The sequence below is a fragment of the Paraburkholderia kururiensis JCM 10599 = LMG 19447 genome (assembly GCF_003986935.1).
Classification (GTDB): domain Bacteria; phylum Pseudomonadota; class Gammaproteobacteria; order Burkholderiales; family Burkholderiaceae; genus Paraburkholderia; species Paraburkholderia kururiensis.
In genome coordinates, this window is sequence record NZ_RJZE01000032.1 from 42,629 (window position 1) to 67,118 (window position 24,490).

Annotated in this window: 19 protein-coding genes and 5 pseudogenes; 16 read left to right on the top strand and 8 right to left on the bottom strand. The window is 64.1% G+C overall.

The annotated features are described in order from the left end of the window. Positions 1-90: 90 nt before the first annotated feature. The 5 genes from PKKP23_RS29765 (at position 91) to PKKP23_RS29785 (ending at position 5,683) form a co-directional block, all read left to right on the top strand. Positions 91-1,380, top strand: a complete 1,290-nt coding sequence (locus tag PKKP23_RS29765) for an acyl-CoA dehydrogenase family protein (RefSeq protein ID WP_126879519.1) — start codon at positions 91-93, stop codon at positions 1,378-1,380. A gap of 89 nt (positions 1,381-1,469) precedes the next feature. Beyond that, positions 1,470-2,849 (top strand): MFS transporter, encoded by a 1,380-nt coding sequence (locus PKKP23_RS29770; RefSeq protein WP_240659185.1) that lies wholly within the window; start codon positions 1,470-1,472, stop codon positions 2,847-2,849. 27 nt (positions 2,850-2,876) lie between these two features. After that, positions 2,877-4,517, top strand: coding sequence for a carbohydrate porin (locus PKKP23_RS29775; RefSeq protein ID WP_126879520.1), 1,641 nt, complete (start codon positions 2,877-2,879; stop codon positions 4,515-4,517). A gap of 59 nt (positions 4,518-4,576) precedes the next feature. After that, positions 4,577-4,993 carry a nuclear transport factor 2 family protein gene (locus PKKP23_RS29780; protein ID WP_017773348.1) on the top strand — a complete coding sequence of 139 codons (417 nt, stop codon included), beginning with the start codon at positions 4,577-4,579 and terminating at the stop codon, positions 4,991-4,993. A 96-nt stretch (positions 4,994-5,089) separates the two neighbouring features. After that, positions 5,090-5,683, top strand: coding sequence for a malonic semialdehyde reductase (locus tag PKKP23_RS29785; RefSeq protein ID WP_126879521.1), 594 nt, complete (start codon positions 5,090-5,092; stop codon positions 5,681-5,683). 153 nt (positions 5,684-5,836) lie between these two features. Here PKKP23_RS29785 and PKKP23_RS29790 read toward each other — a convergent pair whose 3' ends face one another. The 4 genes from PKKP23_RS29790 to PKKP23_RS29805 all read right to left on the bottom strand — a co-directional run bounded on the left by PKKP23_RS29790 (position 5,837) and on the right by PKKP23_RS29805 (position 10,061). Further along, entirely contained in the window at positions 5,837-6,247 is a 411-nt protein-coding gene (locus PKKP23_RS29790; RefSeq protein WP_126879522.1) for a DUF4440 domain-containing protein, read from the bottom strand. Beyond that, positions 6,244-7,845: a bifunctional 3-(3-hydroxy-phenyl)propionate/3-hydroxycinnamic acid hydroxylase MhpA gene (gene mhpA / locus PKKP23_RS29795; protein ID WP_126879523.1), complete on the bottom strand. Its 1,602-nt coding sequence runs from the start codon at positions 7,843-7,845 to the stop codon at positions 6,244-6,246. Before mhpA ends, PKKP23_RS29790 begins: the two co-directional genes overlap by 4 nt. Positions 7,846-7,929: 84 nt before the next feature. Beyond that, positions 7,930-9,174, bottom strand: a complete 1,245-nt coding sequence (locus PKKP23_RS29800; protein ID WP_126879524.1) for an MFS transporter — start codon at positions 9,172-9,174, stop codon at positions 7,930-7,932. A 143-nt stretch (positions 9,175-9,317) separates the two neighbouring features. Beyond that, positions 9,318-10,061 (bottom strand): GntR family transcriptional regulator, encoded by a 744-nt coding sequence (locus tag PKKP23_RS29805; RefSeq protein WP_017773355.1) that lies wholly within the window; start codon positions 10,059-10,061, stop codon positions 9,318-9,320. A 198-nt stretch (positions 10,062-10,259) separates the two neighbouring features. On the opposite strand from PKKP23_RS29805, the gene PKKP23_RS29810 reads away from it, so the two are divergent. The 5 genes from PKKP23_RS29810 (at position 10,260) to PKKP23_RS29830 (ending at position 15,655) form a co-directional block, all read left to right on the top strand. Next, complete coding sequence (locus PKKP23_RS29810; RefSeq protein ID WP_126879525.1) at positions 10,260-11,189, top strand: VOC family protein; 930 nt, start codon at positions 10,260-10,262, stop codon at positions 11,187-11,189. Positions 11,190-11,225: 36 nt separating this feature from the next. Then, the gene (locus PKKP23_RS29815) at positions 11,226-12,089 is read left to right on the top strand and encodes a fumarylacetoacetate hydrolase family protein (RefSeq protein WP_126879526.1); all 864 of its coding nucleotides are present in this window, start codon (positions 11,226-11,228) and stop codon (positions 12,087-12,089) included. Between the two features lie 45 nt (positions 12,090-12,134). Beyond that, on the top strand, positions 12,135-13,592 hold the full coding sequence (locus PKKP23_RS29820; protein WP_126879527.1) for an aldehyde dehydrogenase: 1,458 nt from the start codon (positions 12,135-12,137) through the stop codon (positions 13,590-13,592). Between the two features lie 30 nt (positions 13,593-13,622). After that, on the top strand, positions 13,623-14,516 hold the full coding sequence (locus PKKP23_RS29825) for an acetoacetate decarboxylase family protein (RefSeq protein ID WP_017773359.1): 894 nt from the start codon (positions 13,623-13,625) through the stop codon (positions 14,514-14,516). A gap of 125 nt (positions 14,517-14,641) precedes the next feature. After that, positions 14,642-15,655 (top strand): SphA family protein, encoded by a 1,014-nt coding sequence (locus tag PKKP23_RS29830; RefSeq protein ID WP_017773360.1) that lies wholly within the window; start codon positions 14,642-14,644, stop codon positions 15,653-15,655. A 51-nt stretch (positions 15,656-15,706) separates the two neighbouring features. Here PKKP23_RS29830 and PKKP23_RS29835 read toward each other — a convergent pair. Further along, positions 15,707-17,061, bottom strand: a pseudogene (locus tag PKKP23_RS29835) (efflux transporter outer membrane subunit). Between PKKP23_RS29835 and PKKP23_RS29840 the strand changes: the two are divergent. From PKKP23_RS29840 to PKKP23_RS29850, 3 genes and pseudogenes are all read left to right on the top strand, one after another. Continuing rightward, entirely contained in the window at positions 17,045-17,398 is a 354-nt protein-coding gene (locus PKKP23_RS29840; protein ID WP_240659186.1) for an iron chelate uptake ABC transporter family permease subunit, read from the top strand. The pseudogene PKKP23_RS29835 and the gene PKKP23_RS29840 overlap by 17 nt on opposite strands. A 122-nt stretch (positions 17,399-17,520) precedes the next feature. Next, complete coding sequence (locus tag PKKP23_RS29845) at positions 17,521-18,258, top strand: 4'-phosphopantetheinyl transferase family protein (RefSeq protein ID WP_161978162.1); 738 nt, start codon at positions 17,521-17,523, stop codon at positions 18,256-18,258. Positions 18,259-18,479: 221 nt separating this feature from the next. After that, positions 18,480-19,450, top strand: a pseudogene (locus PKKP23_RS29850) (IS110 family RNA-guided transposase). Positions 19,451-20,110: 660 nt separating this feature from the next. Here the strand turns inward: PKKP23_RS29850 and PKKP23_RS35090 are convergent. Then, positions 20,111-20,323 (bottom strand): annotated as a pseudogene (locus PKKP23_RS35090) (IS5/IS1182 family transposase); the annotation flags it as partial. 548 nt (positions 20,324-20,871) lie between these two features. After that, positions 20,872-21,114: a hypothetical protein gene (locus PKKP23_RS29860; RefSeq protein ID WP_126879529.1), complete on the bottom strand. Its 243-nt coding sequence runs from the start codon at positions 21,112-21,114 to the stop codon at positions 20,872-20,874. A gap of 249 nt (positions 21,115-21,363) precedes the next feature. Between PKKP23_RS29860 and PKKP23_RS29865 the strand changes: the two genes are divergently transcribed. Further along, the gene (locus tag PKKP23_RS29865; RefSeq protein ID WP_126879530.1) at positions 21,364-22,008 is read left to right on the top strand and encodes a response regulator; all 645 of its coding nucleotides are present in this window, start codon (positions 21,364-21,366) and stop codon (positions 22,006-22,008) included. 332 nt (positions 22,009-22,340) lie between these two features. On the opposite strand, the gene PKKP23_RS29870 is transcribed toward PKKP23_RS29865, so the two are convergent. Beyond that, entirely contained in the window at positions 22,341-23,348 is a 1,008-nt protein-coding gene (locus PKKP23_RS29870) for an IS110 family RNA-guided transposase (protein WP_126879531.1), read from the bottom strand. Positions 23,349-23,489: 141 nt separating this feature from the next. Here PKKP23_RS29870 and PKKP23_RS29875 point away from each other — a divergent pair. Both PKKP23_RS29875 and PKKP23_RS29880 read left to right on the top strand, forming a co-directional pair. Next, positions 23,490-24,314, top strand: a pseudogene (locus PKKP23_RS29875) (IS5 family transposase). 74 nt (positions 24,315-24,388) lie between these two features. Next, positions 24,389-24,490 (top strand): annotated as a pseudogene (locus tag PKKP23_RS29880) (IS5/IS1182 family transposase); the annotation flags it as partial.

Below are 24,490 nucleotides of genomic sequence, written 5' to 3' on the forward strand. Positions count from 1 at the left end.
AACGCGCGGCGATGCACATTCAGGCATCCAGACCAGTCGCATGACATGCACGCATGGCGGCCCAATTTTTTCCAAAAGGATATTCATCACATGACTGCGCCGTTTTTCCCGAACCCCCGCTTTGATCTGCCAACCGAGCTGACCACCAAGACGGGGCGCGAACTGCGCAACCGGATGACCGAACTGGTGCCGCTCATCCGGCAGCACGCGCTCGCGGGCGAGGCAGCGGGCGAGGTGCCTGCGCCGACGCTGGAAGCGCTGACTCAGGCCGGCGCGTTCAAGCTGACGACGCCCGTCGAGCTGGGTGGATACGCGCTCGGCATTCGCGACGTCGTGGACATCGTGTCGGAAATCGGCCGGGCCGACGGCGCGGCCGGCTGGATGGCATTCGTGGCCGGCGGCACGCGCAACCTTCTGCCTTTTCCCGAACAGGCCGTGGAAGAGGTATTCGCGGAACGCGACAGCTGGCAAGGGCCGCTTGCCGCGGGCGCTTCCGTCTTTTCGACACGCGTGGGTGAAGCGCGCGCCGTGGAGGGCGGCTACATGGTGAAGGGCACGTGGCATTTCGGCAGCGGCTGCAAGCACGCGGGCTGGGTGACGGTGGGCGTGGAAATCGCAGGGGCGGATGGCGTGGTCCGTCGCGGCATGGCGCTGCTCAAGCGCGGCCAATACGAAATTCTCGATGACTGGCACGTCATGGGCATGCGAGGCACGTGCAGCAACAGCGTCACGGCGCGCGAGGAGGTGTTCGTGCCGGCACATCGCTATCTGGACCTCGCCGAACTGGGGCCGCGCATGGATGCGCTGAAGGGCAAGTACCGCGGCATCGCGTATCGCGTCGATGCGCGGGGCCTGATGCTCGTCACGCACCTCACGGTCATGGCGATCGCTCACGGTATGGCGAAGGGCGCGCTCGAGTGTTTCATGGAGCAGACGCAGAAGCTCAAGCCCTTCAATCTGCCGTACGAAACAGTGGCGGACATGCCGTCCACCCAGATCGTGGCGGCCAAGGCGGACGCCATGATAGGCGCCGCGCAGGCGCTCATTCAGCGTTACGCCGAAATCGTGGACTGCTCGGCGCTGGAAGGCACGGCCCTTTCCGCCGAAGCGGAATCGCAGATGACCATGCACACGGCCTACGGCGCGAAGATGTGCGACGACGCGGTGGGCATGATCCAGCTGTGTCTCGGGTCATCCACGGCGCGCGACACCAATCCCATTCAGCGCTTCGTGCGCGATATCCGCGTGGCCAATCTGCACGGCGCCGTGCGCGTCGACCCGCTCGGTGAAATCTACGGACGCTATCTGCTCGGACGCCCGCCGTTCGGCATGTTTGCCGGCGGTCTGCCGGATGTGGCTGGGCCCAAGGCGGCAGGCTGATACCTCGTTCTTCATGCCTCGCTCACGAGGCATTGCACTAAACAGTCGGCAAAAACAGTCGGCAAAAAATGACAACGTAGGAGACATGCATGAGTTCCATTCAGGATGGTTCGTCTTCGCCGGGCAATCAGGCGCAGACCCTTATTCAGACCGTTGAGCGGCCTGTTAAGCAGCCCGTTAAGCACCCCGTTGAGCAGCCGCAGCGCAGTAGCGCCTACCGGTGGCGTTTGATCGCAGCACTCTGGGTCATCGTCGTCTTTGCGGCCGCGCTGCCCAGTATCGGCGCAAGCGTGGTGAACGCACACATGGCGGACGCGCTGCACTTCGACCGGACCGTCATCGGCACAGGCTTCGGCGTGTTCATTCTCATGATGGGCGCGCCCGGACCGATCATCGCGATGGGTGTTCGTCGCGTGGGCGTGAAGCGCGTGATCCTCGCCGGAACGGCATTGCTCGCGGCCGGCACGCTCACCATGGCCGAAGCAGTGAGGCACGCGTGGCAGTTTCCGCTCGTATTCGGGCTGCTGGTGGGCAGCGGCGTGGCCTGTTCGGGTCTGCTACCGGCGCAGGCCGCCGTGGCGAAATGGTTTCCCGACCGGCGCGCGCTTGCCGTGTCCATCGTATTTTCGGCAATCGACGTTGGCGGCATGATCGCCGCTCCCTTTCTCGAGAAGGCCATTGTTCTGGACGGCGGCGAGTGGCGCGCGGGCTGGTATGTGATGTCCGGCTTCGCGCTGCTTGCGTTCCTGATTGCGGCGTTCGCCATCCGGCGCGACGAACCGGCCGGCGAAGGCGCTGTCGCTGCGCCGTTGCCCGCCGCATCCGGACCCACGGCGCCGGTGTTTTCGACATGGCGTGAAGCGCTCGGCGAGCGCTCCTACTGGCTCATCATGCTGTACATGTGCGTGGTCGGCTTCGACTGGATGCTCATGATGGCCCACGGCGTCGTGCATCTGCGCGACAGCGGCTACTCGTCGGGCAGTGCTGCGTTTGCCGTCTCGATCATGGTGTCGGCATCGCTCGCGGGCAATGCGCTGGCCGGCGTGCTGGGCGACCGCTTTTCCATTCAGCGCATTGGCGCGGTGGCCATCGCGTCGCTTACCGCAGGGTTGATTCTTGCCGTTCATCCTCAGGGCGCCGCAGGGTCGTGGATGTTCGCCGTGCCCGTGGGGCTTGGTTACGGCGCCTCGCAGGTCTGCCTGATGGCCTTGCTCGGCAACTACTTCGGCGCGAACGTCTTTCCGCAACTGCTGGGTCTGATGATGGCCGTGGGCACGGGGTCGGGTGCGTTCCTGGTGGGGGCCGCCGGCGCGGTATTCGACCGTACCGGCAGCTATTCGCCGGTGTTCGCCTTGTGCATATCGCTCTCGGTCGTCGCGACCCTGGCCGTCTCGCTTGCCGCGCCGCCCAAGGCGCGTGAGACAGCACGTCGGCCTGCATTCGTCGGTCCCGAAACGGGAAACAACTAAAACACACACCCGCATCGGGACATCGACATGACAACTGCATTCAATGTGATTGCAGCGGGCTCGCTATTGCTCGCTGCCCAGGGCGCCTACGCGGCGCAATCGTCGGATTCCAGCGTTCCTGCTGCGAACGCGAGCGTTGTGCAGGCCGCAAGTGCGGCCAGTGCGGCAAGTGCCCCCGGTACGGCAAACGCGGCAAGTGCGGTCAGTGTCGCCAGTACGGCCAGTACGACGGTCGCTGGCAGCGCGCCGCCGAGCGCCGCCGCGGCAACGCCTGCGTCCTCCTCGTTGCTGCAGGCGCAAACCGAGACGCGCCAGAACCCGCCGGGCGTGGGCTTGCCCGTTCCGTCCGTGCCGCCCGGTGAAGGGCCCGCGGCGAGGCAGGGGCCGCTCGCGCACGTAGGCGACGTGCTGGAGGAGCACGGTGTGAGCCTTGGCCTGCTCTTCACGAACGCCTATTTCGCGAATCCGTCCACGGGCATTTCGCCCGGCAAGTCGGCGGACTACGGCGCGCTGTTCATGAAGGCCAATGTGGACCTCGACAAGCTCGTCGGCATTCCCGACACGCAGTTCAACATCACGGAGTCGTGGAACCGGCCTTCGCACAACACGAAGACCTACCTGTTCCAGACGGGCTCTGCGTTCACACCTTTTCCTGTGGAGCCCGAAAGCACGGATCTCGTGAAATTCACGCTGTCGCACGATCTGTTCAACAAGCGGCTTCATATCGAGTACGGCCGCATGAACCTGAACGACGACTTCATGGTGACGACGATGTGCAGCGGCTGCGTGAATTCGACGATGGCCAACGTGCTCGACGCACCCGGTGTGACGAAGTCGGTATGGGGCGCCCGCATGGCCTATGCGCTGTCGCGCAACACGCGGCTCGGGCTCGGCGTGATCGAGGACAACACCGACATCTGGCAGAACACCACCGGCTGGGACTGGCGCACGAGAACGAGGACGGGCTGGACCGGCATCGTCAACGTGCTGCACGAAACAGACTTCTCCGAAACGCGGTACCCGCTGAAGGCCGAGGCCGGCATCTATCACCGCACGACGCCATACCAGGACGCCTTGTACAACGTGGACGGGTCCAGCCAGGCGCTCAATTCGTCGGGCACACCGCTCGAACACGGGCGCGGCACGTGGGGCTTCTACGGACAGGCGAGAAAAGTGGTGTGGCGCGCGGACGAAGCATCAGGCCCGGTGCCGCGCAACGTTGCCCTGTACGGCGGCGCGTTCATCACACCTGGCCCGGGCCAGAGCTATCCGATCGAAGCTTATGGCGGCGCGGAGTACGGCGGCTTTCTGCGCAACAACCCCGCGGCGATGGTCGGCTCCACGGTGCGTTACATCCGCCTGAGCAGCGAGCGGGCGCTGTACGAGCAGCAGGCTCGGGCGGCCTTCACCGGCTTGCTGAACGCGTCCACGGGAGGCGCCGTGCCGGTCGTCAACGAAGGCGTGGCCCGCAACACCTTCACGTTCGACGTGCACGGCCAGTTCGGCCTTGTGCCCGGCGTGCTGGTCCAGGGCTTTGCGCAGTATTTCCTGCATCCCAACACCGCCGTGCTGGCTTCCGTCTCCACCACGCCGATCCGCAGCGGCTGGATGGTGGGCATGTTTCTGGTCGTCGACCTGGGCCGCATCACGGGTCTGTCCAGACCGTGAAGAACGCCGTTCAATTTTTTACCCGTCCGATGATATTCGTCCAATGAGGCACTCCAACCATGAACGCAACCGCTGAACCCACCCTCGAACAGAAGAACCGCCAGGTGGTCGTCGACTTCTTCCGGCACGTGCTGGAGGCGCGCAATCCCGCTGCGGCGAAAGACTTCGTCACCGCCGACTACAAACAGCACTGCCGGCACATTCCCGACGGGGCGGACGGCCTCGAGCGCTACCTGCGCGGGCTCTTTGGCGATGCGCCACCGCTGCCCGTGAAAGACGAGCTTTCGCCGCCGCCCGCGCTGCTCGTGGCCGAGGGCGACGTCGTGATCATTGCGGGCTACGTGCCGCAGCCCGAGCCCGCGAAGCCCGGTGCGTTCTACGACTACTTCGTGTTCGACGCGTTTCGGCTGCGCGACGGGAAGCTGGCCGAGCACTGGAACAGCATCAACAAGATCGCGCCGCCGCGGCACCCGTGAACGGCGCGTGGCCCGCTGTGGCCACGTGACGTTTGGTGCGTCGTTCGGCGCGCAACGCACACACTCTTTCAATCTCTATCCGTCAAACCCGTTCCCATGACCTATCTGATCGATCCCGCTGTTTTCGAGCAACCGTTCCTGCAGGCGCGAAGCGCCAACCGGTTCACCAGCGATGCCATTGGCGACGACGTGCTCAAGGCGCTGTACGAGGCGGCAAAGTTCGGCCCGACGTCGATGAACTGCCAGCCGATGCGGCTCGTGTTCGTGCGCAGCGCTGCCGCGAAGGCGAAGCTCAAGGATGCGCTCGCTCCCGGCAACGTCGAGAAGACCATAGCTGCACCCGTGACGGTCATCGTCGCGATGGACCGGCAATTCCACGAGCAGCTCGCCACCCAGTTTCCCGCGGTGCCCGGCATTGCCGGCATGTACGTGGCCAATGCCGGGCTGGCGGCCGAGACCGCGTTGCGCAATGCGAGCCTGCAGGGCGCGTATCTGATGATCGCGGCGCGGCTGGCGGGTTTGGCGGTGGGGCCGATGAGCGGCTTCGACCGCGCCAAGGTGGACGAGGCGTTCTTCCGCGATACGACGTGGACGACGAACTTCCTCTTCAATCTGGGCGTGGCGGACCCGGCGGGCTATCGTCCGCGAGGGCCGCGTCTTTCCTTCGACGAGGTCGCGCGGATCGAATAAGGCACGCGTTTCGTGCAGAAGCGCAGAAGCGCCGGTGCGCAAGGCACCGGCTTTGCGTGCGGCGGCGATGTCGTGGAGCACGTGGCGAGCATGCCTCGCATCTGGAAAAAGCGCGGCCCCACGACGAACGTGGTCGCGCCTTTTCGACACGAATCAAAGCTGCGCCGCTTCCTCGCTGACCGCCGTGGACTGGAAATGCCGCAGACGCCAGCCACTGCCACTGCCGCACAGGCGCCACACTTCACTCACGTAGCTGTACGTGCATAGCTCGCGCGGCGGGTCCGTTTGCAGTTGTGCGTGCATGCGCTGAAACAGGCCGATGCAGGCCATGTCGCTGCCCTGCGCGAAGTGCGCGATGCGGGTCCGAATGTCCAGCACGTGCAGCGTCTGCGTGAAGAAACCGATCAGCTCGGCTTTGCCTTGCACGAGCCCCGTGGAATGCACGTAGACCAGATCGTCGTCCAGCAGGTCGGCGAGGCCGGCAAGGTCGCCGGCAGCAAGCCGCCGGACGCGCTCGCCGTGCCGCTCGAGCGCGGCATGCCGGGGTGCCATGTCCGCGTTCATGCGGCCTCCGCGGTGAACGCCGACACGCCGCGCGTCCAGGCGGCCATGAGGTCGCTGACGAGTACCGGCGCCTCACCACTGCCGAACACATAGAAGTCCGGCCGCACGAGCACGGCGGATGTGCCCAGTTGCTCGAACCAGCGTGCGTAGGTGCCGTCGACGTCGCGCGCCGCGCACGATCCGCCGATGCCGATCGCCGTTGCGCCGATGCCGGCGAGAAAGCGCCGCTGTTCGGCGGTGAGCGCGTTCGACGGATCGTGCCCGTGCCCGATCAGCACGAAGCCCGAGCCGATCAGGTCGTCGAGACGGGCGGTCTGCTCGCCCAGCTGCACGCGTCCCTGCACGCCGAGCCATCCGGCGCCTGGGTCGTTTTCGCGCACGAGCGGCGATGGGCCAAGGCGCGGCGCCGGCCACTTCTGTTCGCCGCGGCCGGCGTCGTTGCGCAGTTGCTGGTCGCGTTCTTCCGCTTTGGCTGGGTCCAGCACGCAGATGATCTTGCCGAGCATCACGGCGAACTCGATGAGCGCGGTGGCATGCGCCTGCCGTTCCGGCCCGTAGCTGTCAAGCAGCGTCTCTTCGGCCTCGCCGCGCAATACGGCATCGAGCCGCCACGCGAGCGCAATCACGTCGCGCAGGCCGGCGCAGAGCCCCTGCGCGGCGAAAGGCGGCGTGAGGTGGGCGGCGTCGCCGGCAATCATCAGCCGCCCGCGCCGCCACCGGTCGGCCACGGCGGCGCGGAACGTATAGACGGCGTGGCGTTCCAGGATCGCGTTGGCAGGCGTCCAGCCCCACCGTTCCAGCCGGGCCCATGCGGCCTGCGGGTTGTTCTGCTCGTCCTTGTGTTCGCCCTCGAGCATCATGAATTCGAAGCGGCGGCGTCCGGGGCCGCCTGGCACCATCGTCGTCGGGCCTTGCGGATCGCAGACTTGGATGACGTCCGCGCTCCATTGCGATGGGTCGCGCGGCTGCACGTCCACCACGAGCCAGTCCGCAACGAAGCCAAGGTCCACGAGCGAGGCGCCCATTGCGTCTCGCACGAAGCTGCCGGCGCCGTCGCATCCCACCACGTAGCGCGCGGCGATATGGCGGGGCTCGCCGTCGATCTCTCCGGTAGGCCGCGTTTCGAGCACCACCTTGTCGGGATGCCCGGTGGCGGCCACCACGGTGAGGTTGCGATGCACCGTGACGCGGTCCGCGTAGGCGCGGCCGATGCGCTCGTCGAGCAGACGTTCGAGCGCGGGCTGGCTGAACCCGAATTGCCGCGGCCAGCCGGACACCGCTATTTCGTCGAGGCCAGGGAAGGCGACCAGCAGTTCGCCTTTGCCGTTGCGCCATTCGTAGACGTGGCTCAGGCACGTGTTGGGTTCGAATTCGTCGATGATGCCGAGCGACTGCAGGACGCGCATCGCCTCGTGATCGAGCCCGACCGCGCGCGGTAGGCCGTACAGCTGCGGCCAGCGTTCGATCACGACGACCCGGTGCCCGCCCAGCGCGAGCTTCAAGGCCAGCGCCTGGCCAACCGGGCCGTAACCGACAATCGCCACGTCGGCGAGGTTTTCCGACGCGCCGTCGTCAGGGTGCTGCGATACGGATGTCACTTCGTGTCTCCAATGGAAGGTCGTGAATGGGGTGTGGGCGGCGCCTTGCCGCTGTCTCGTCGCTATCTCGCCGTCGTTGCTGCTTCAGGGCAGCGTGTTGGCCGGATGCTCTTCGATGTGTGCGGACGGGCGGGGCTCGCGCACGCCGAAGGCCACGATGGCGGCGCCCGCAGCGGTGGCAACCAACGCGATGACCGGAATCACGGCGATGCCCATGGCGTGGGCCAGCGCGCCCGCGGCGGCGGGTGCCAGCGCCCCGCCCACAATTTCGCCGATGCCCACCACGACGCCCGTGGCCGAAGCGGCGAGGCGGGCGGGAACCGCGGCGCTGGTGAGCGGCCCCACCGTGATCGCGATGGCGCCCGAGTTCATGAACGTAATGACAAACAAGGCCGCGAACAGCTTGACCGGCTCGGCGCCGATCGTGCGCAGCACCCAGAGCGCCACGAGTTCCGCGAGCAGCGCCGCGAGCAGCATCGGCTTGCGTCCCAACCGGTCGGATAGCGCGGGAATGACCACCATGCCGACCAGGCTGCCCACGCCCTGGCCCGTCAGCACCATGCCCATCTGGTCCAGATTCAGCCGGAGGTAGTCGGTCAGGTAATTGGGCATGAACGCGGAGAGCGTGATCACGCAGGTCAGATAGCAGAGCATGGCCGCCGTATTCACGCGCACGGCGCCGAGCATGGCGACGGTGCGCCAATCGCTTGCCTCGTTGCGCGGTGCGCCGGCGACACGGGCCGGGTCGCGCAGCACCTTCGCCATCACGGCGGCGAGCAGCAGGCCCGGCACCGCGACCGCGGCGAACACGTAATGCCAGCTTGGCAGCACCTTGAGCAGCCCGACGGCCACGATGGGGCCGAAGCCCAGCCCGACGAGCGGCTGGGCCATCTGTTGCAGGCCGATGTTGAGCCCGACGCGCGAGGGCTTCGACGCGTTCACGGTCGCCACGATGCTGGCGGGCACGTAGGCGCCTTCTGCGAGGCCCATGACCGAGCGGATCACGAGCAGGCTGCCGAGGCCCGTTGCAAACCCCGTGGTTGCCACGAGCAGCGAGAAGATGGCCATCGCGGCGATCAACACGCGGCGCGGACCCACGCGGTCCGCAAGGCGTCCGCTGACGATCGACGCCACGCCCCACGTCAGCGCCAGCGCGGCCGAAATCAGGCCGAGGTCCTGGTAGCCAAGCCCGAGTTCCTTCTGCATCACCGGGAACAGCGGATTGATGATGAAGCGGTCGAGCCCGACCATGCCGAGGCCCAACGCCAGCAGGCTGACCGCCTTGAATTCGTATGCCCGGTCGCTTGCCGGCGCGGTGTGAGGTTGCATTGCGTTGTCTCCTTTTGTTCGTGAGCGGCTCGCTACGGCAAAGTCCGCCCCTGCCGCGTTGTGCGCAGCATCTGCATCGTGATCTGGAAAGGGCGCGGGCGGCCCCACAGCGTTAGCGGGGCGGGCTTACGCGCGGCGCCCCGTTATGTTTCGTCGCGACTGCTGCGCGGTTTGCGGCCGGAGCCGCGTTTGGCCGTGCGGGAGGTTGCGTTGTCGCTGAACACGGCCTTCAGGATGATTCCGGTGGTTTCCCAGAAGTGCCCGGCGAGCAGTTGGACTGCGCGGTCCGCGTCGCGCGCCATGGCGGCTTCCATCAACTCGCGATGCTCCTTCGCCGCATCGCGGTTCTTCTCGGTCGTGTACTGCTCGGCCAGGTTGCGATAGCGCTCCGACTGGTCGTACAGCAGCCGGCACAGCCGCAGCATCCACGGCGATGCGCATCCCGCGATGAGCGCCTCGTGGAACTGCCGGTGCACCGCCGCCCACGCTTCGTGCAACTCGGGCGAGCTGGGCATAGGCGTGCGTTGCAGCCGGTGAAAGGCCGACAGCACGTTGGACTCCCAGTCGATGCCGCCGTGCTTGAGCGCCAGCCGCAACGCGCTGCCTTCCACTTCCACACGCGTTTGCGTGAGGTCCGTCAGGTCTTCGCGCGAGACCGGCGTGACGCAGAAGCCGCGCTGGTCTTCCGAATCCACGAGGCCGTCGGTGACGAGGCGCGACAGCGCTTCGCGAATGGCCGTGGCGCCGATGCCGTACCGCTCGCTGAGCGCCTGGATGCGCAGCCGTTCCGCAGGGCGCAACTGCCCGGCAAGGATGTCGCCGCGCAGGCGTTCCACCGCGAGCGACGTCAGGCTTTTTGCGCCTGGAGAGGTGAGGGTCGTGTCCATGAGAGCAAGCGTTCGTACATGTGGGGAGCTTGCCGCGATTCTCGCTTCCGCCATCCACGTTCGTCAAGATTATGGAATTCCCTATGTTTTATCGATTTTTTTGAGGTTAATCTTTGATTGTTGAATTTGTGGATTCGGCTGGCCGTGATGCCACGCTCGCCTGCCACGACTCGCACAACACAAGGAGACGCTTTCGTGATGACAGTGCAAGACATTGCCTTCGTGCGGTATCAGGTCACCGACCTCGACCGCATGGAAACCTTTTTGCTCGACTTCGGCCTGCACCGCGCGGCCCGCAGCGAGCACGCGTTGTACATGCGGGCCGCGGACACCGCGCACCACGTGCATGTAAGCGAACTCGGTCCCGACAACGTCACCCTGGGCTTCGGCCTGCATGCGGCCGACGCGGGGGATCTCGAGCGGCTCGCTGCGCATCTGGGCGTTCAGGTGGAAGACAACCCGGAGCCGGGCGGCGGGCAGCGCGTGCGCTTTCGCGACCCGGACGGCTTCCTCGTGGACGTCGTGCATGGCGCCGCACGGCACGCGCCGTTGCCGCTGCGCGACCCGGTCGCCATGAACGGCGGCGGCGCGCGCCGGCGTCTGGGCCAGACCGTACGCCTGCAGCCGCGGCCCAGCGGCGTGCTGCGGCTGGGCCACGTCGCGCTCCAGGTGCGCGACTTCCCCGCCATGCTGGCCTTCTATCGCGACGTATTGGGCTTTCGCGTATCGGACACGTACTGGGCCGGCAGCGAGCAGAACACCATTGCCGCCTTCCTGCACTGCGGGCTGGGCGAGCAATGGACCGACCACCACACGGTTGCCCTGATCTCGGCGCAGGACGGCCGCTCGCGCTTCGATCACGCCGCGTTCGAAGTGCTGGACCTCGACGACGTCGTGCTGGGCGGCGAGCACCTGAAGTCGCGCGGCTACGAGCACTCGTGGGGCGTGGGCCGCCATGTGCAGGGCAGCCAGATCTTCGACTACTGGCGCGACCCGTTCGGCAACAAGATCGAGCACTGGACCGACGGCGATCTGGTCAACGACAGCACGCCGTCCGGGCACGCGCCTATGTCGCCCGACGAACTTCGCCAATGGGCGCCGCCGCTCACGCCCGAATTCTTCGCCTGAACTCCATTCCCATTTTTTTGCGCAGGAGCGTTCTGTATGAAACTTGCCCGCTACACCTATGACGGTGTGACCACCATCGGCGCTGTGGATGGCGATCGCGTCGTTGCCTTGAAGGCGCTCGACTCTTCGGCACCCGCTTCGATCCGCGACGTGCTGGCCGCCGGTCCCGCCTTGCTGAGCCGCCTCGAACAGACGCTTCGCGACGTGAAAGACGGCGTGCCGCTCGCGCGCGTGAAGCTCGAAGCGCCCATTCCCGATGCGCAGAAATACCTCGCTATCGGCATGAACTATCAGGACCACGCCGACGAAGCGGCGCGCGCCGGCATTACCGTGCCGCCCCATCAACTGTGGTTCAACAAGCAGGTGAGCTGCATCACGGGGCCGTTCGATCCGATCGTCAAGCCGCGCGTGTCGGACAAGATGGACTACGAGGCCGAAATGGGCGTGGTGATCGGCAAGCGCTGCCGCTACGTCAGCGTGGAGGATGCGCCGTCCGTGGTGGGCGGCTACTTCGTCTCGAACGACGTGACCGCGCGCGACTGGCAGTTCAGGAGCCCGACGTTCACGCTCGGCAAGTCGTTCGATACGCACGGGCCTATCGGCCCGTGGATCACCACGGCCAACGACATTGCCGACCCGCACGCGCTGCAAATGAAGCTGTGGGTGAACGGCGAGCTGCGCCAGAGCGCGAGCACGGGCGGAATGATCTACAGCATCTGGGAGCAGATCCACGAGCTTTCGCAGGTCATGACGCTCGAACCCGGCGACCTGATCGCGACGGGCACCTGCGCGAACGTCGGCATTGCGCTCGGCAAATTCCTCCAGCCGGGCGACGTGGTGAAGGTGGAGATCGAGAGCCTTGGCCATATCGAGAACACCGTCGCGGCCGAACCCGCGTGAGCGCGGTGTCCGGCACCGTTCGCAGCAAACAGGAGGTCCATCCCCATGGCTTATGAAGTCAACCTGCTCGTAGGTGCAAAGGACGTGCCGGCCTCGTCCGGCACGACCTTCGAGCGGCGCAATCCGCTTTCGGGCGCGGTGGTCTCGCATGCCGCGGCAGCCACCGCGAGCGACGCCCATGCAGCAGTCGACGCCGCCGCCGCGGCGTTTCCCGCGTGGTCCGCGCTCGGTCCGGGTGAGCGGCGGGCGCGGCTCAACGCGGCAGCGGATGCGCTGGAGGCGAGAGCGCCACAGTTCGCGCAGGCCATGTGCGCCGAAACCGGCGCCACGGCCGCGTGGGCGGGATTCAATGTGCAGGTTGCCGCGGCCACGCTGCGCGAAGCCGCGTCGCTCACGACCCAGGTGAGCGGCGAGGCGATTCCGTCCGACGTGCCCGGTTGCCTTGCGCTCGCCGTCCGTCAGCCCGCAGGCGTCGTGCTGGGCATGGCGCCCTGGAATGCGCCCGTGATTCTCGGTGTGCGTGCCGTGGCCGTGCCGCTGGCGTGTGGCAATACCGTCGTGCTCAAGGGCTCGGAGCTGTGTCCTTACACGCACCGCCTGATTGCAGAAAGCTTCCGCGATGCTGGCTTGCCGGCGGGCGTCGTGAACTTCGTCACCCACGCGGCAACAGACGCCGCCGCTGTGGTGGAAACGATGATCGCCCACCCCGCCGTGCGCCGCGTGAACTTCACTGGCTCCACGCGGGTGGGGCGCATCGTGGCATCCACTTGCGCGCGGTACTTGAAGCCGGCCGTGCTGGAACTGGGCGGCAAGGCGCCGCTCGTGGTGCTCGACGACGCCGATCTCGACGACGCCGTGAACGCCGCTGCCTTCGGCGCCTTCGCCAACTCGGGGCAAATCTGCATGTCGACCGAACGCATCATCGTGGACGCCGCGATTGCCGACGACTTCGTGCAGCGTCTCGCGAACAAGGTCCGCTCGCTTCCCATGGGCGACCCGCGCGGCGAGGCGCCCGTCGTGTTGGGGTCGGTGGTCGACATGGCCACAGTGGAGCGCTGCAACGCGCTGATCGACGACGCCCTCGCGAAAGGCGCAACGCTGCTGTGCGGCGGCAAGGCGTCGAACACGCTCATGCCCGCCACCTTGCTCGACCACGTGACGCCTGCAATGAACGTCTACCGCGAGGAATCGTTCGGCCCCGTGAAGCCGATCGTGCGCGTGAACGGTGTGGAAGAGGCGATTGCCCGCGCCAACGACAACGAGTACGGCCTTTCTGCAGCGGTATTCGGCCGCGACGTGGGTCGCGTTTTCGACGTCGCGCGGCGCATCGACTCCGGCATCTGCCATATCAACGGTCCCACCGTCCACGACGAACCGCAGATGCCGTTCGGCGGCGTCAAGGCGAGCGGACTGGGCCGCTTCGGCGGCCGCGCGGGCGTACACGAATTCACCGAACTGCGCTGGCTCACGGTGCAGACCACGCCGCGCCACTACCCGTTCTGAACCCTTCAACCCAACCAGGAACATTCGATCATGACCGTCGAATTCAAACCGGGCGTGCGCTATCGCATGCCTGCCGTGTTCGGACCCGCGCCGGGTCCGCGTCAAAAAGCCGATGGCACGCTGTGGACGCCCGAGGAAGCGGGCACCATGAACGCCACGTGGATGACCGTCAAATACCGCACGCACCGCGAGCAGCTGGAGCGCATCCTGCCGCCCGGCTTTCGGCTGCGAGGCGAGCCTGAAGTCCACGCGTCGCTCGCGTTCTTCAGCAACCTGTACTGGCTGGCGGGCCGCGGGTACGGCATCGCCATGATCGAGATTCCCACGACTTATCACGGCAGAACGGAAACCATCGACGGCGCGTTCTGCCCCGTGCTCTGGGAAGGCATTCCCGACGCGATCTTGACGGGCCGCGAGGAACTCGGGTTCCCGAAGCTGTTCGCGGACATTCCGGCGCTCGAGATCGATCATGCGCACGGCACAGCGGGCGGATCGGCCTCGTGGTTCGACTTCAGGTTCTTCGAGATCGCGCTTCACGGCCTGGTTGAAGTGCACGAAGAGCCGAAGCTGCCGGGGCCGGGCGGCGCGGCGCTCTTCTACAAGTACATGCCGCGCACGGGCAGCTTCGGTAGCGGCGGCTGCGATGTGGCCTACGCCACCACCTCGCAGCCCCAACCGGGCGCGGCGGGCGACACGTCGCCCATCAAGTTCGGCGGCGCTAACTTCAGGAAGTGGAAAGCCGCGGGCGGCTCGGTGAACTGGCATCGCGCGACGTTCGAGCAACTGCCTACCACGTTCCACGTCGTCAACGGTGTGGCGGACCTCGACATCCTCGAATACCTGGGTGCGGAAATGGTCCAGTTTTCCGCGCCGGGCCAGGCAGTGTCCGCCAACGTCATTCGCCCGGTCGAACCTGCGCTGTAGCACCAGACAGATCGATGCCGCGGCGGCGCTGAGCAACGGCCCGCTGCGGTGTGAAACAACGCAGCATCCCCCGATTCGTTCATTACAACAACAGCCGGAATCTGCCGGCATATCTGGAGACAAACATGATGATTGGCATCACTAAATTTATTGCGAAAGCCGGACGGCGGCTATTGTTGGCGGCATGCCTTGCGAGCGCCGCGCCGGCATTCGCGCAGACCGCGGTGGGACGTGCGCCGACGGTTTCGGAGCCGCAGGGTCTCAATCTCGGTTCCACGAGCTTCTTCGACGGATTTTCAGGGCCGCCCGGCTGGTCGTATCTCAGCGAAGTGCGCTATTCGACGGCGGATTCGATCAAGAACGCGGACGGCAGCACGAACAGCGCGTTCCGTCATCCCCGTGTCGATTCGTTCACGTGGGTCAATCATCTGGCCTATGCATCCCCGTGGCAGCTGGCGGGCGGGACGTTGGGCTTCAACGTGATCGTGCCGCTCACGTGGCTGCATGGCAGTTTCGACCAGCCTGGGGCGAGCTTGTCGGGCGGCGGCACGGCGCTGGGGGACGTGACGTTCGGACCGCAACTTCAGTACGCGCCCATTCTGGGCTCTTCGGGGCAGCCTCTGTTCGTGCAGCGTTTCGAGTTCGACGTGATTGCGCCGACGGGGCAGTACAAGCACAACGCAGACCTCAACCAGAGTTCCGGGTATTTCTCCCTGAATCCATACTGGGCGGCCTCGCTGTTTCCTCTTCCCAAGGTCGAGATCAGCTGGCGGCTGCATTACCTGTACAACTTCAAGAATCACGATCCGGCGGCGAGCTACCCGCTCGCGTTCGACAACCAGCCCGTTAGCGACACGCAAGCCGGCCAGGCCGCCTGGATCAATTTCACGACGTCCTACGCGCTTACGCCCACGTTGCATGTGGGCATCAACGGCTACTTTTTCCGCCAGCTTGCGGACAACCGGATCAACGGCACGTCCGTGGCCGGGCGCGAACAGGTGCTGGGCATCGGTCCGGGCCTCTTCTGGCAGATGAGCGGCAACCGCGCGCTGTGGCTCAACGCCTATACCGAAACGGCCGTGCGCAACCGCACGCGCAACAGCCTCGTCGTTCAGGCGCAGATTGCCACGCCGTTCTGAGAGCGCGTATTTCCGCGATGGCGAGCGGCCAGCGGTCTGTGGCACGCACGACTAGCGCTGCGCCACCGCGCCTGTCTCCGACCACCCGCCGCCCAGAACCTTGTACAGCGTGATGAGGTTCGACTGCGTGGCGAGCATGTCGGTGACGAGTTGCTGTTGCGCGGTGTAGAGCGTGCGCTGTGCGTCGAGCAGCGTCAGGAAGCTGTCGGTGCCGCTGCGGTAGCGTGCCTGCGCGAGGTCGTAGTACTGCTGCGCCGAGCCCACGTAGTCGCGGTCCGCAGCCACCTGCGTGACGTAGGTCGTGCGTCCCGCGAGCGCGTTGGACACTTCCTTGAACGCCGTCTGGATGGCCTTTTTGTAGTTGGCGATGTCGATGTCCTTTTCCACCTTCGCCACGTCGAGCGTGGCGCGGTTGTAGCCGAACTCGAAGATGGGCACCGAGATGGACGGTGCAGACGTCCACGCGCCCGTGCCGGCCTTGAAGAGGTTCGAGAGGCTGCCGCTCGTGGTGCCCGCGGAAGCCGTCAGCTCGATCTTCGGAAAGAACGCGGCGCGCGCGGCGCCGATGTTCGCGTTGGCGGCCTTCAGCGTGTGCTCGGCTTCGACAATGTGGGGCGGCGCGTGAGCAGATCCGACGGCACGCCTTCGCCAATGTCCGCAAGCGTGTTCTCGCTTTCCATCAGAGACGGGCCCTGCGACAGATCGCCGGGCAGCGGCGCGCCGATTTCGGCAACGAGGTTGTTGCGATCCTGCGCCACTGCACGCGTGTACGAGGCGAGGCTCGACCGCGCGCTGGCAAGCGAGTTTTCGGCCTGGCGCACGTCCTGCAGCGACGCGCTGCCCATCTTCATCATGCTGACCGTGAGGTCGTAGGTGTGCTGGTCCGCGTCCACGGTGTTCTGCGTGATCTGCAATGAAGCTTCGTCGGAGAGCAGTTGCAGATAGTCCGTGGCGACTGTCGCGATCAGACTGATCTGCGTGCTTGTGCGCGCGGCGTCCGTCGAGAGATATTGCTCCAGCGCCTGGCGCTTCAGGCTGCGCAGGCGGCCGAAGAAGTCGATTTCCCACGACGTGAGGCCCACGCTCGCGCTGCTCGAACTGTAGGCGCTCGTGGAGCCTTCCACGCGTTCGCGCGTGACCGAGCCGGATGCGCTGATGGTCGGGCCGATGTTCGCGCGCGCAATGCGGTACTGCGCTTCGTACTGCGCCACGTTGAGCGCGGCCACGCGCATATCGCGGTTGTTCGCGAGCGCGAGTTCGATCAGCCTTTGCAGGCGCGGGTCTTTGAAGAAGTCGCGCCAGCCGAGGTCGGCACCCAGCGGTGCCGCAGCCGTACCCTGTGCGGGCTTCTGCTGCGCCGGCGCGGGCCCAGCCATAACCTCGATCAGCGTGCGATGGCTCGACATCCTGCCTCTTGGCAGTGCCGTTTCGGACGCGCTCGGCGTTCGCACGCGGCACGTGCGACTGTGGCTGCTTGCGGTGGCGGCTGCGCTGACGGCAGGCGCGACAGTCGTGATCGGGTCGATGTCGTTTGTCGGCTTGATGGCGCCGCATCTTGCGCGGCTGATGGGATTCTCACGGGCGCGCTCGCAGATGCTCGTGGCAGGGCTGGTTGGCGCGCTGCTGATGGTGCTTTCCGACTGGCTGGGCCGCAACGTCGTGTTTCCGCAGCAGATGCCGGCCGGCATTATCGCGACGCTTATTGGCGGTCCGTACCTGATGTGGCTGTTGCGGCGCAGTTGACTCGACGCTGACCAGGCGGTCGAGCGGGTTGCGTAGTACGACGCCCGTCAGAAATGGCGAGACTCACGGGAGTTGGCATGACCGGACGAGACGAATCGAAGGTGCCGCGTGCAAGCAACTCCGTGACGGTGCTGCACGCCACGGCGGCAGCGTTATGGCACGACGCTGGCCATGCCTGCGACGACGCACTGGCGCGCGGCTTCACCTTCGTGCTCGTCCTGAACGGCGTCGAGGCTTTCGGGGACGACAGCCTGCTGATGGACGAAGACCGCCAGCGGTCCACGCGCTTCCATCAGCCTTCGGATCGCCACAACTTCGTGCTGGGGCGCACGATGGTCCATCACGTGGTCCGCGCCCGCGGTGCCTCTACACCCTACGCGTTCCGTCTCGGCCCCTATGGGAAGCCGTTCTTGCCCAACGCCGCTGCCTTCAGTCTTTCGCACTCCGGCCGATGGATTGCGTGTGCAGTAAGCCGGCACGATCCTATAGGCATCGATCTCGAAACATTCACGCGCCTCGGCGATTACCGCGACTTGCTACCTGCGGCGACCCACCCGGCCGAACGACGATGTATCGGCGAGGCGATGCCGCATGAGCGGCTGCCTATGTTCAAACGCTGCTGGACTCGCAAGGAAGCGATTCTGAAAGCCACCGGCGTGGGGCTCACTGATGATCTGCAAAGTATCGACGTGCGCCTGGACCAGGACGAACCGCTGCTCAGCGACCCGGCGTTATTACGCGTGATCGATCTGCCCTTGAATGACGGGCAGGTGGTCGCCGCGCTGGCCCAAGCGCCATGGGTTCAGGCGACCGTGGTGATGATGATGGACAACGTGAGCGATGCCAGCGTGCCGAACTGAGCGACGAGAACAATGCGAGCGTACCGCTCGCCAGAATCGGCCTCGACACATTCCTAAGTCACTTCCCCAGCTGCTCGGCGAGGGAATACCCCGAGACAGAAAATATCGTCCCAAAATAAGGAGCAGTTGAAAATCATCTAGCGGGCCTCCTGCCGCCGCCCTGCCAGGCGACGGGGTTAAAGCGAGTTTGCCAAAGCCGCTTTAACCGGAAGGAGGTCATCATGAACTATAGCGGTATTGACCTGCATTCGAACGACAGCGTGGTGAGCGTGATCGACGAAACAGCCCGCGTGGTCGCAGAAAAACGTCTGCCGAACGACCTGGCAAGGATTCTGGCGTGGGTCGGCAGGCGTCGTGGTCGAATCCACGTAGAAACTGGTACTGGCTTGTCGACGGCCTGCAGGCCGCCGGCTTCGTGGTCCATCTGGCCAACACCACGGCGATCAAGAAATACGACGGGCTCAAGCACGGCGGTGACGAGACTGATGCGCGCTACCTTGCCCACCTGCTGCGCCTGGGCATCCTGCCTACCGGCACCATTCTGCCGGCGAAGCACCGCGAGGTGCACGACCTTGCCCGCAAACGCATGCAGCTTTTGCGCAGCCGCACCAGCCACATTCTCGCCGTTGAGAACATTACGGCGCGTCACTCCGGCACGCGAATCACGAGCAATCAGGTCAAGCAACTGGACCAGACTACTGTCGACCAACTGTATCTCCCAAACGACGTTGCGGTCATCACGACGCTCTCCTCACAAATCGCTATCGTGGAAAGGCGTCTTCAAGAAAAGATCGCGCCACGTACGGACTACACCCTCCTGACCACCTTACCCGGCATTGGTCAGACGCTTGCGACCATGATCGTGCTGGAAACAGGAACCATCGAACGCTTCGCCAGCGCTCGCAACTTCGCTTCCTACGCGCGGTGCATGGACAGCCAGTGCCTGAGCAACGGCAAGAAGAAGGGCGAAGGCAATACGAGGAACGGAAATTCATACTTGGGCTGGGCCTTCATCGAGGCGACCAACTTCTCGATGCACTTTAGCACCGAAGCCAGGCAGTTCTACGAGCGCAAGAAAGCCAGGACGAATTCAGTGATCGCACGCAAGGCACTGGCCCACAAGCTCGCCCGTGCGTGCTTCCACATGCTGAAGGAGCGAAAGCCATGTGATGTGACCCGCTGCTTCGCATAAGCGTTACGACGGCGACCGACAAGCCCCGATCGTTGACTGGCGAAAAGCCACCCAATTGAATGGGATGCCGTGCCGCCGTGCCCGATGTGCAGTAACGCGGATCGCCTGCAACGCGAGTCAGCCCTGGATTCGTGCCGGAGTCTGGCAACCACGACTATTGTGCGAACCCAATGGACGCGTTGCGGCACCAACGTTCTTCTGGGGTGCCAGAGCCACTAGGGCGACAGGCAATCGATGTGCGCCGATCGCTTGAGCCTGATGGGTGTCTGGCGCGATCCGTCGCAGCCATGAATCGAAGAAACGGGTGCGCTCGGCTACTGCATTCGGTCAGTGCAATCGAAATCGGCAGCACAGGCAGTCGAGGGTGTTGCTTGCTCACTTGGCACCGGTCCGCTAATGGACGTCAACGATACTCAACGTGTCATCGTGAGTCGGTTCTGGCCGAACACTCGCTCATGCGCTTTGCATCGAAACGTCGGCGAGTGGCCCGGCTGACGGCTCAGCGCGCCCGAGAGCGCGTGAAAACGCTCGCCGAGCGTTTGCGTCGAGCGTGACGACGCGCGATTGGAGCGACCGATGCTCACAATTTTTCGAACTCGCGAAGAGGGCTTACGCCCGCATCTCAGCCATCAAGGTTTGCGCCCCGAGGATCTTGATCGCTCACTTCATGTTATATGCAAGCACGTTCACGCTCATCTCGGTTCGGACATTTCGAAGCGTTCGCGTCAAGAAATGTGCGGCTCCCATCCAGAACTTCAGGTTTCCGAAGGGATGCTCGACCGTCTGACGTCATAGTCTTGCTGCATTCCGTACGTTGTCGAGCCGATGCTGCATCTCTTCAAGTATCGATTCATGCTCCCAACGCGTGATTCTGAGATTAACCCCTGATGTGCACTGAGGTTTCATCGCGCGCGTAGGGCAGGCGGACGACCAGTACTTTTGTATGGTGAGTCCAGCCTCGAAAGTAGTGAAGCGGCGTATTACGCCCATCGTTACCAACCTCCGGCGACGGTCCGTCGGGCCTGGCTGGAGTCCGATAATATCGACATGCGACTCACTGCTTAACTGGCCACAAAATCCCGCCGCAGGTCACGGTCGCTGTGGCCGAAACGAGAAATGTCCAAATGCCGGCGCGCAACGGCTATCCGACATCAAGTCTGTGACGGCGTGTCTGTTAACGCGCGCGCAGAATTGACGCACCCGGGGGGGCAAATTTAGCTGCGCGCCAACACACCGCCGGGCGGCACCATGGTCGTGATGGGCGACCCGCCGCCCGTCCGTGGACAACCCGCGACTTACCGCTTAACGGAGGTTAAATCGCACATCGATCGCTACTGCAGATCTGTCCGTCGAAACGGTCAACTTCAGTGTCGGATATGAGGTCTTCAGTGGAAGTGCCGCTGTGATTGGATCGCGCGCCGCTAATGCCCGCCCGACAACTTGCCGGTTTGAAGTTGATTGGCGCGGGCGAGCAGTTCAAAGACCTGCTTTTCGAGGACCGCGTCGAGTGGTCGTTCGTCGAGTATCGCCTTGAGTCGGGCCTTCCAATACGCTGGATTGGAGACTGGCGTTTGAAGGGAAAGGTACGTCCGCGTCTGCTCGAGGAGCGAAATGGCCGCCTTGATATGCAGTAGCTCAAGCTCCCGTTCGTAGTACGAATGCATTCCGGCCATTTCTCCCCATCCGCAATTTTCTCGCGTTGACACAACAAATGATGCCTGGGGCGTCAGATATGAAACTGATCGTGGTCAACACTCATAGAACAGCTCGCCACTTATTTCACACTGGCCCTGGATATTGGCCCGGTCGAGAGACAGACCGTGAGCCTGGTAATGGCCCGGTTGCCGGCCAACTTCTAGCTTGTTAGAGTTTTAGGCAAACGGAACACAAGGCGGTGCTATCACGGAGCGTTCATGATCAGGGTCGGCGTCGCGGAAGCACACGTGATCGTGCGCGCTGGAGTCCGGAGCGTGCTTGAGACGGCGGGCGACATTGCGGTCGTGGGTGAGGCTTCCGACGGCGAGAGTACCCTGCATCTTGTGCGGACTGAATCGCCGGCGGTGCTGACACTCGGGCTTGTCATGCAGGGCCTGAGCGGAATGCACCTTATCCGGGAAATCAGGCAGGCGAGTCCGTTGCCAAGGATCGTCGTTGTTACTCGGTCGACGAAAACCAGAGTTGCAAGCCAATGCTTCGCGGCGGGGGCCTCGGGCTTCGTCGCCAAGACCAGCCCTGCACACGAGCTGCTTGCAGCCGTTCGAAAGGTTGCGTCCGGCGGCGTTTACGTGAGCCTCCCCGCATCTCGTGATTTGATGCTCGACGTGTTGGCGGCCGACGGCGGCTTGCCGCATGAACGGCTGACGCCCACCGAGCTAGATATTTTCCTTCGGATCGCATGCGGTCAGACTGCAGCCGAGATCGCGGGGATTCTGGGTGTAAGCCCGAAAACTGTCAGCGCCCATCATACGAATATCATAAGAAAAACGGGGCTCGGGAGCGACGCTGAGTTGGTTCGCTACGCGATTGTCCATAAGCTCGTCCCTGACGTTGCTCCGTGAGCATGGGCCGCCAGGTCGCCGTTCCGTGGCCCGCGCCTTGTCGACTAAGAATCGCTTATATGGACGCCTCCCGGATAGCAAGCTGGGGTTGCACTTTGGTCTACAGGTAAGGCAGCACGCTTATGTCCGGCCCGTCATTGCAGGCTGGTCGGCCTGCTGGCCCATATGGAATTCGCTGGCGAGGGTCTCAACTAACACTCGAACTCGAGAGTTCACGACTCTAATCAGACTTACCTCGTCCCGGTCCAACCTGTCATCCATCATGCAACTCGTTGCTTGCGCTCCTTGGTGGGGGAATCTACAACTGGTAACGCGTTGCCGAACAACATTTGCTACGCGTCGACGGGAGCCTCATATCGTGTTTGCCGCGATAGGATTGCCCAGATGGTTCGGGCCAGTTTGTTCGCTACGGCGGCAACAACAACATTGAAGGGGCGTCGCGCCAGCAAGTCATTGAGCCACGGTGTTCGGGTGCCGCGGAGTATCACCGATCTTGTGCCATGCATTAGCAGCGTTCGGAGATAGGTGTTACCTCTTTTGCTCAGGCCAAGCTGTCGTATGCGGCCGCCCGTTCCGGTTTGGCGTGGAACAAGGCCTAGCCATGCGGCAAACTCGCGGCCAGAGCGGAACGTAGCGGGGTCACCGATCGCGGCTACTGTGGCGGTTGCAGTCAGCAGACCGACGCCTGGGATCTCCCCAACCCGTCGGCATTCGGTGCTGAGTCTGAGCTCGTTCGAGAGACGCCGCTCCAGCGACGCAATATCTTCGCTGATCGCCTGTACGCGGGCCCACTGTTCGCGCAGGCTTTCGACTAGCATTGCAGGTAACCGATCGGAGATTCTGGCGAACGCAGGCACGATCTCCTTCGTGAACGGCTGGAAGCCTTCGGAGAGAATTTCGCCAAACTCATAGAGGATGCCGCGCAAAGCATTCGTTTGCATGATCCGGAATTTCATCAATTGGGCTCGCATCCGGTGCAGTGCCAGAATCGACTGCTGCGTCTCGCTTTTAACGGCGACAAACCGCGCTTCCGGCTGCTGGGCCGCGGTCCAGATACCGCGCGCGTCGGCTGCATCCGATTTGTTTCGCAAGACGAAGGGTCTCACAGAGTGCGCTGCAATGAGCCTTACGTCGTGACCAAACTTCCCCAACTGCCGGGCCCAGTGATGAGCACCGCCGCAGGCTTCAATCGCCACGATTGAGCGCTCCCTCTTTGCAAAGAAATCCACCACCTCACTTCGCTTGAGTTTCACGCGCTCGACCTTCCCGGAAGCAACGTCGACTGCATGCAACTGGAAGACATGCTTGGCGATATCCATGCCGATGACGGGCGTCTTCATTTGGAAACCTCCTGCGTGAGTGTGGATGTTCGACGCATCCACTGTACATCTGAGTGCCGATGCTCTCTCCCGTTGGGATTCTGCTTGCCCGTTGCCGGGGGGAGGCGTCCATACCATCTAACACAACCTGGACGTGAGGCCATGAAGGCCATATCTTGGCGGCATGTCCAGACGCAAATCAGTAACAAATTATGGGCGGCGTTGGAACTGCTGATTCCGGTGTTCGCACCGTCGCCCAAAGGCGGCCGACGCCGAACGATAGATGACCGCGCAGCCTTGAATGGCATCCTGTATGTCCTGCAGACAGGCATTGCGTGGGAATACCTGCCGAAGGAACCGGGTTTCGGCAGCGGCATGACGTGCTGGCGACGGCTGCGAGACTGGCAGGCCGCAAGTGTATGGGAGCAACTCCATCTTGCGATGCTTTGCCGGTTGCGTGAGCATGACCAGATAGATTGGGAACGGGCGAGTCTTGATGCCGCCAGTGTTTCCAGCCCCGTGGGGGCCAGGAAACCGGCCCCAGCCCGACAGACCGTGGCAAGCTCGGGTCGAAACGACACATCGTCGTAGATGCGCGAGGCATTCCACTGCCATCGCGGTCACGGGTGCCAACCGGCACGATTCGATGGCATTCGAGGTCACACTCGATGCGATTCCCGCAGTGTCGGGACTGAATGGCCAGCCCCGCAAACGTCCAGGCAAACTGCATGCGGACAAGGGGTATGACTTTGCCCGCTGTCGGCGTTACCTGAAGCGGCGCGCAATCGCGGCTCGTATCGCTCGAAAAGGACAGAAAGCAAGGAGCGACCTGGACGACATCGCTGGGTCGTTGGGCGCACGCATGCCTGGTTTGCCGGCTTCGGAAAACTGCGCATTCGCTTTGAGCGCCGTCTCGACATTCATGTTGCGTTGCTCTCCCTGGCTGTTGCCGTTATCTGTCCACGCTTCGTTGACGACTTGTGTTAGGGATTCGCTGATCAATTGACTGCTGCTACACGATGCGTGCATGCTGAAGGCAACGGGAACATAACTCTACGGACATGAGCCAACGCAGCTTTGCGAGCGCCGAGTACGCGATGAAGAAGAAGCAAACACGGCGCGAGAAGTTTCTTGGCGAGATGGAGCGCATCGTGCCGTGGCCT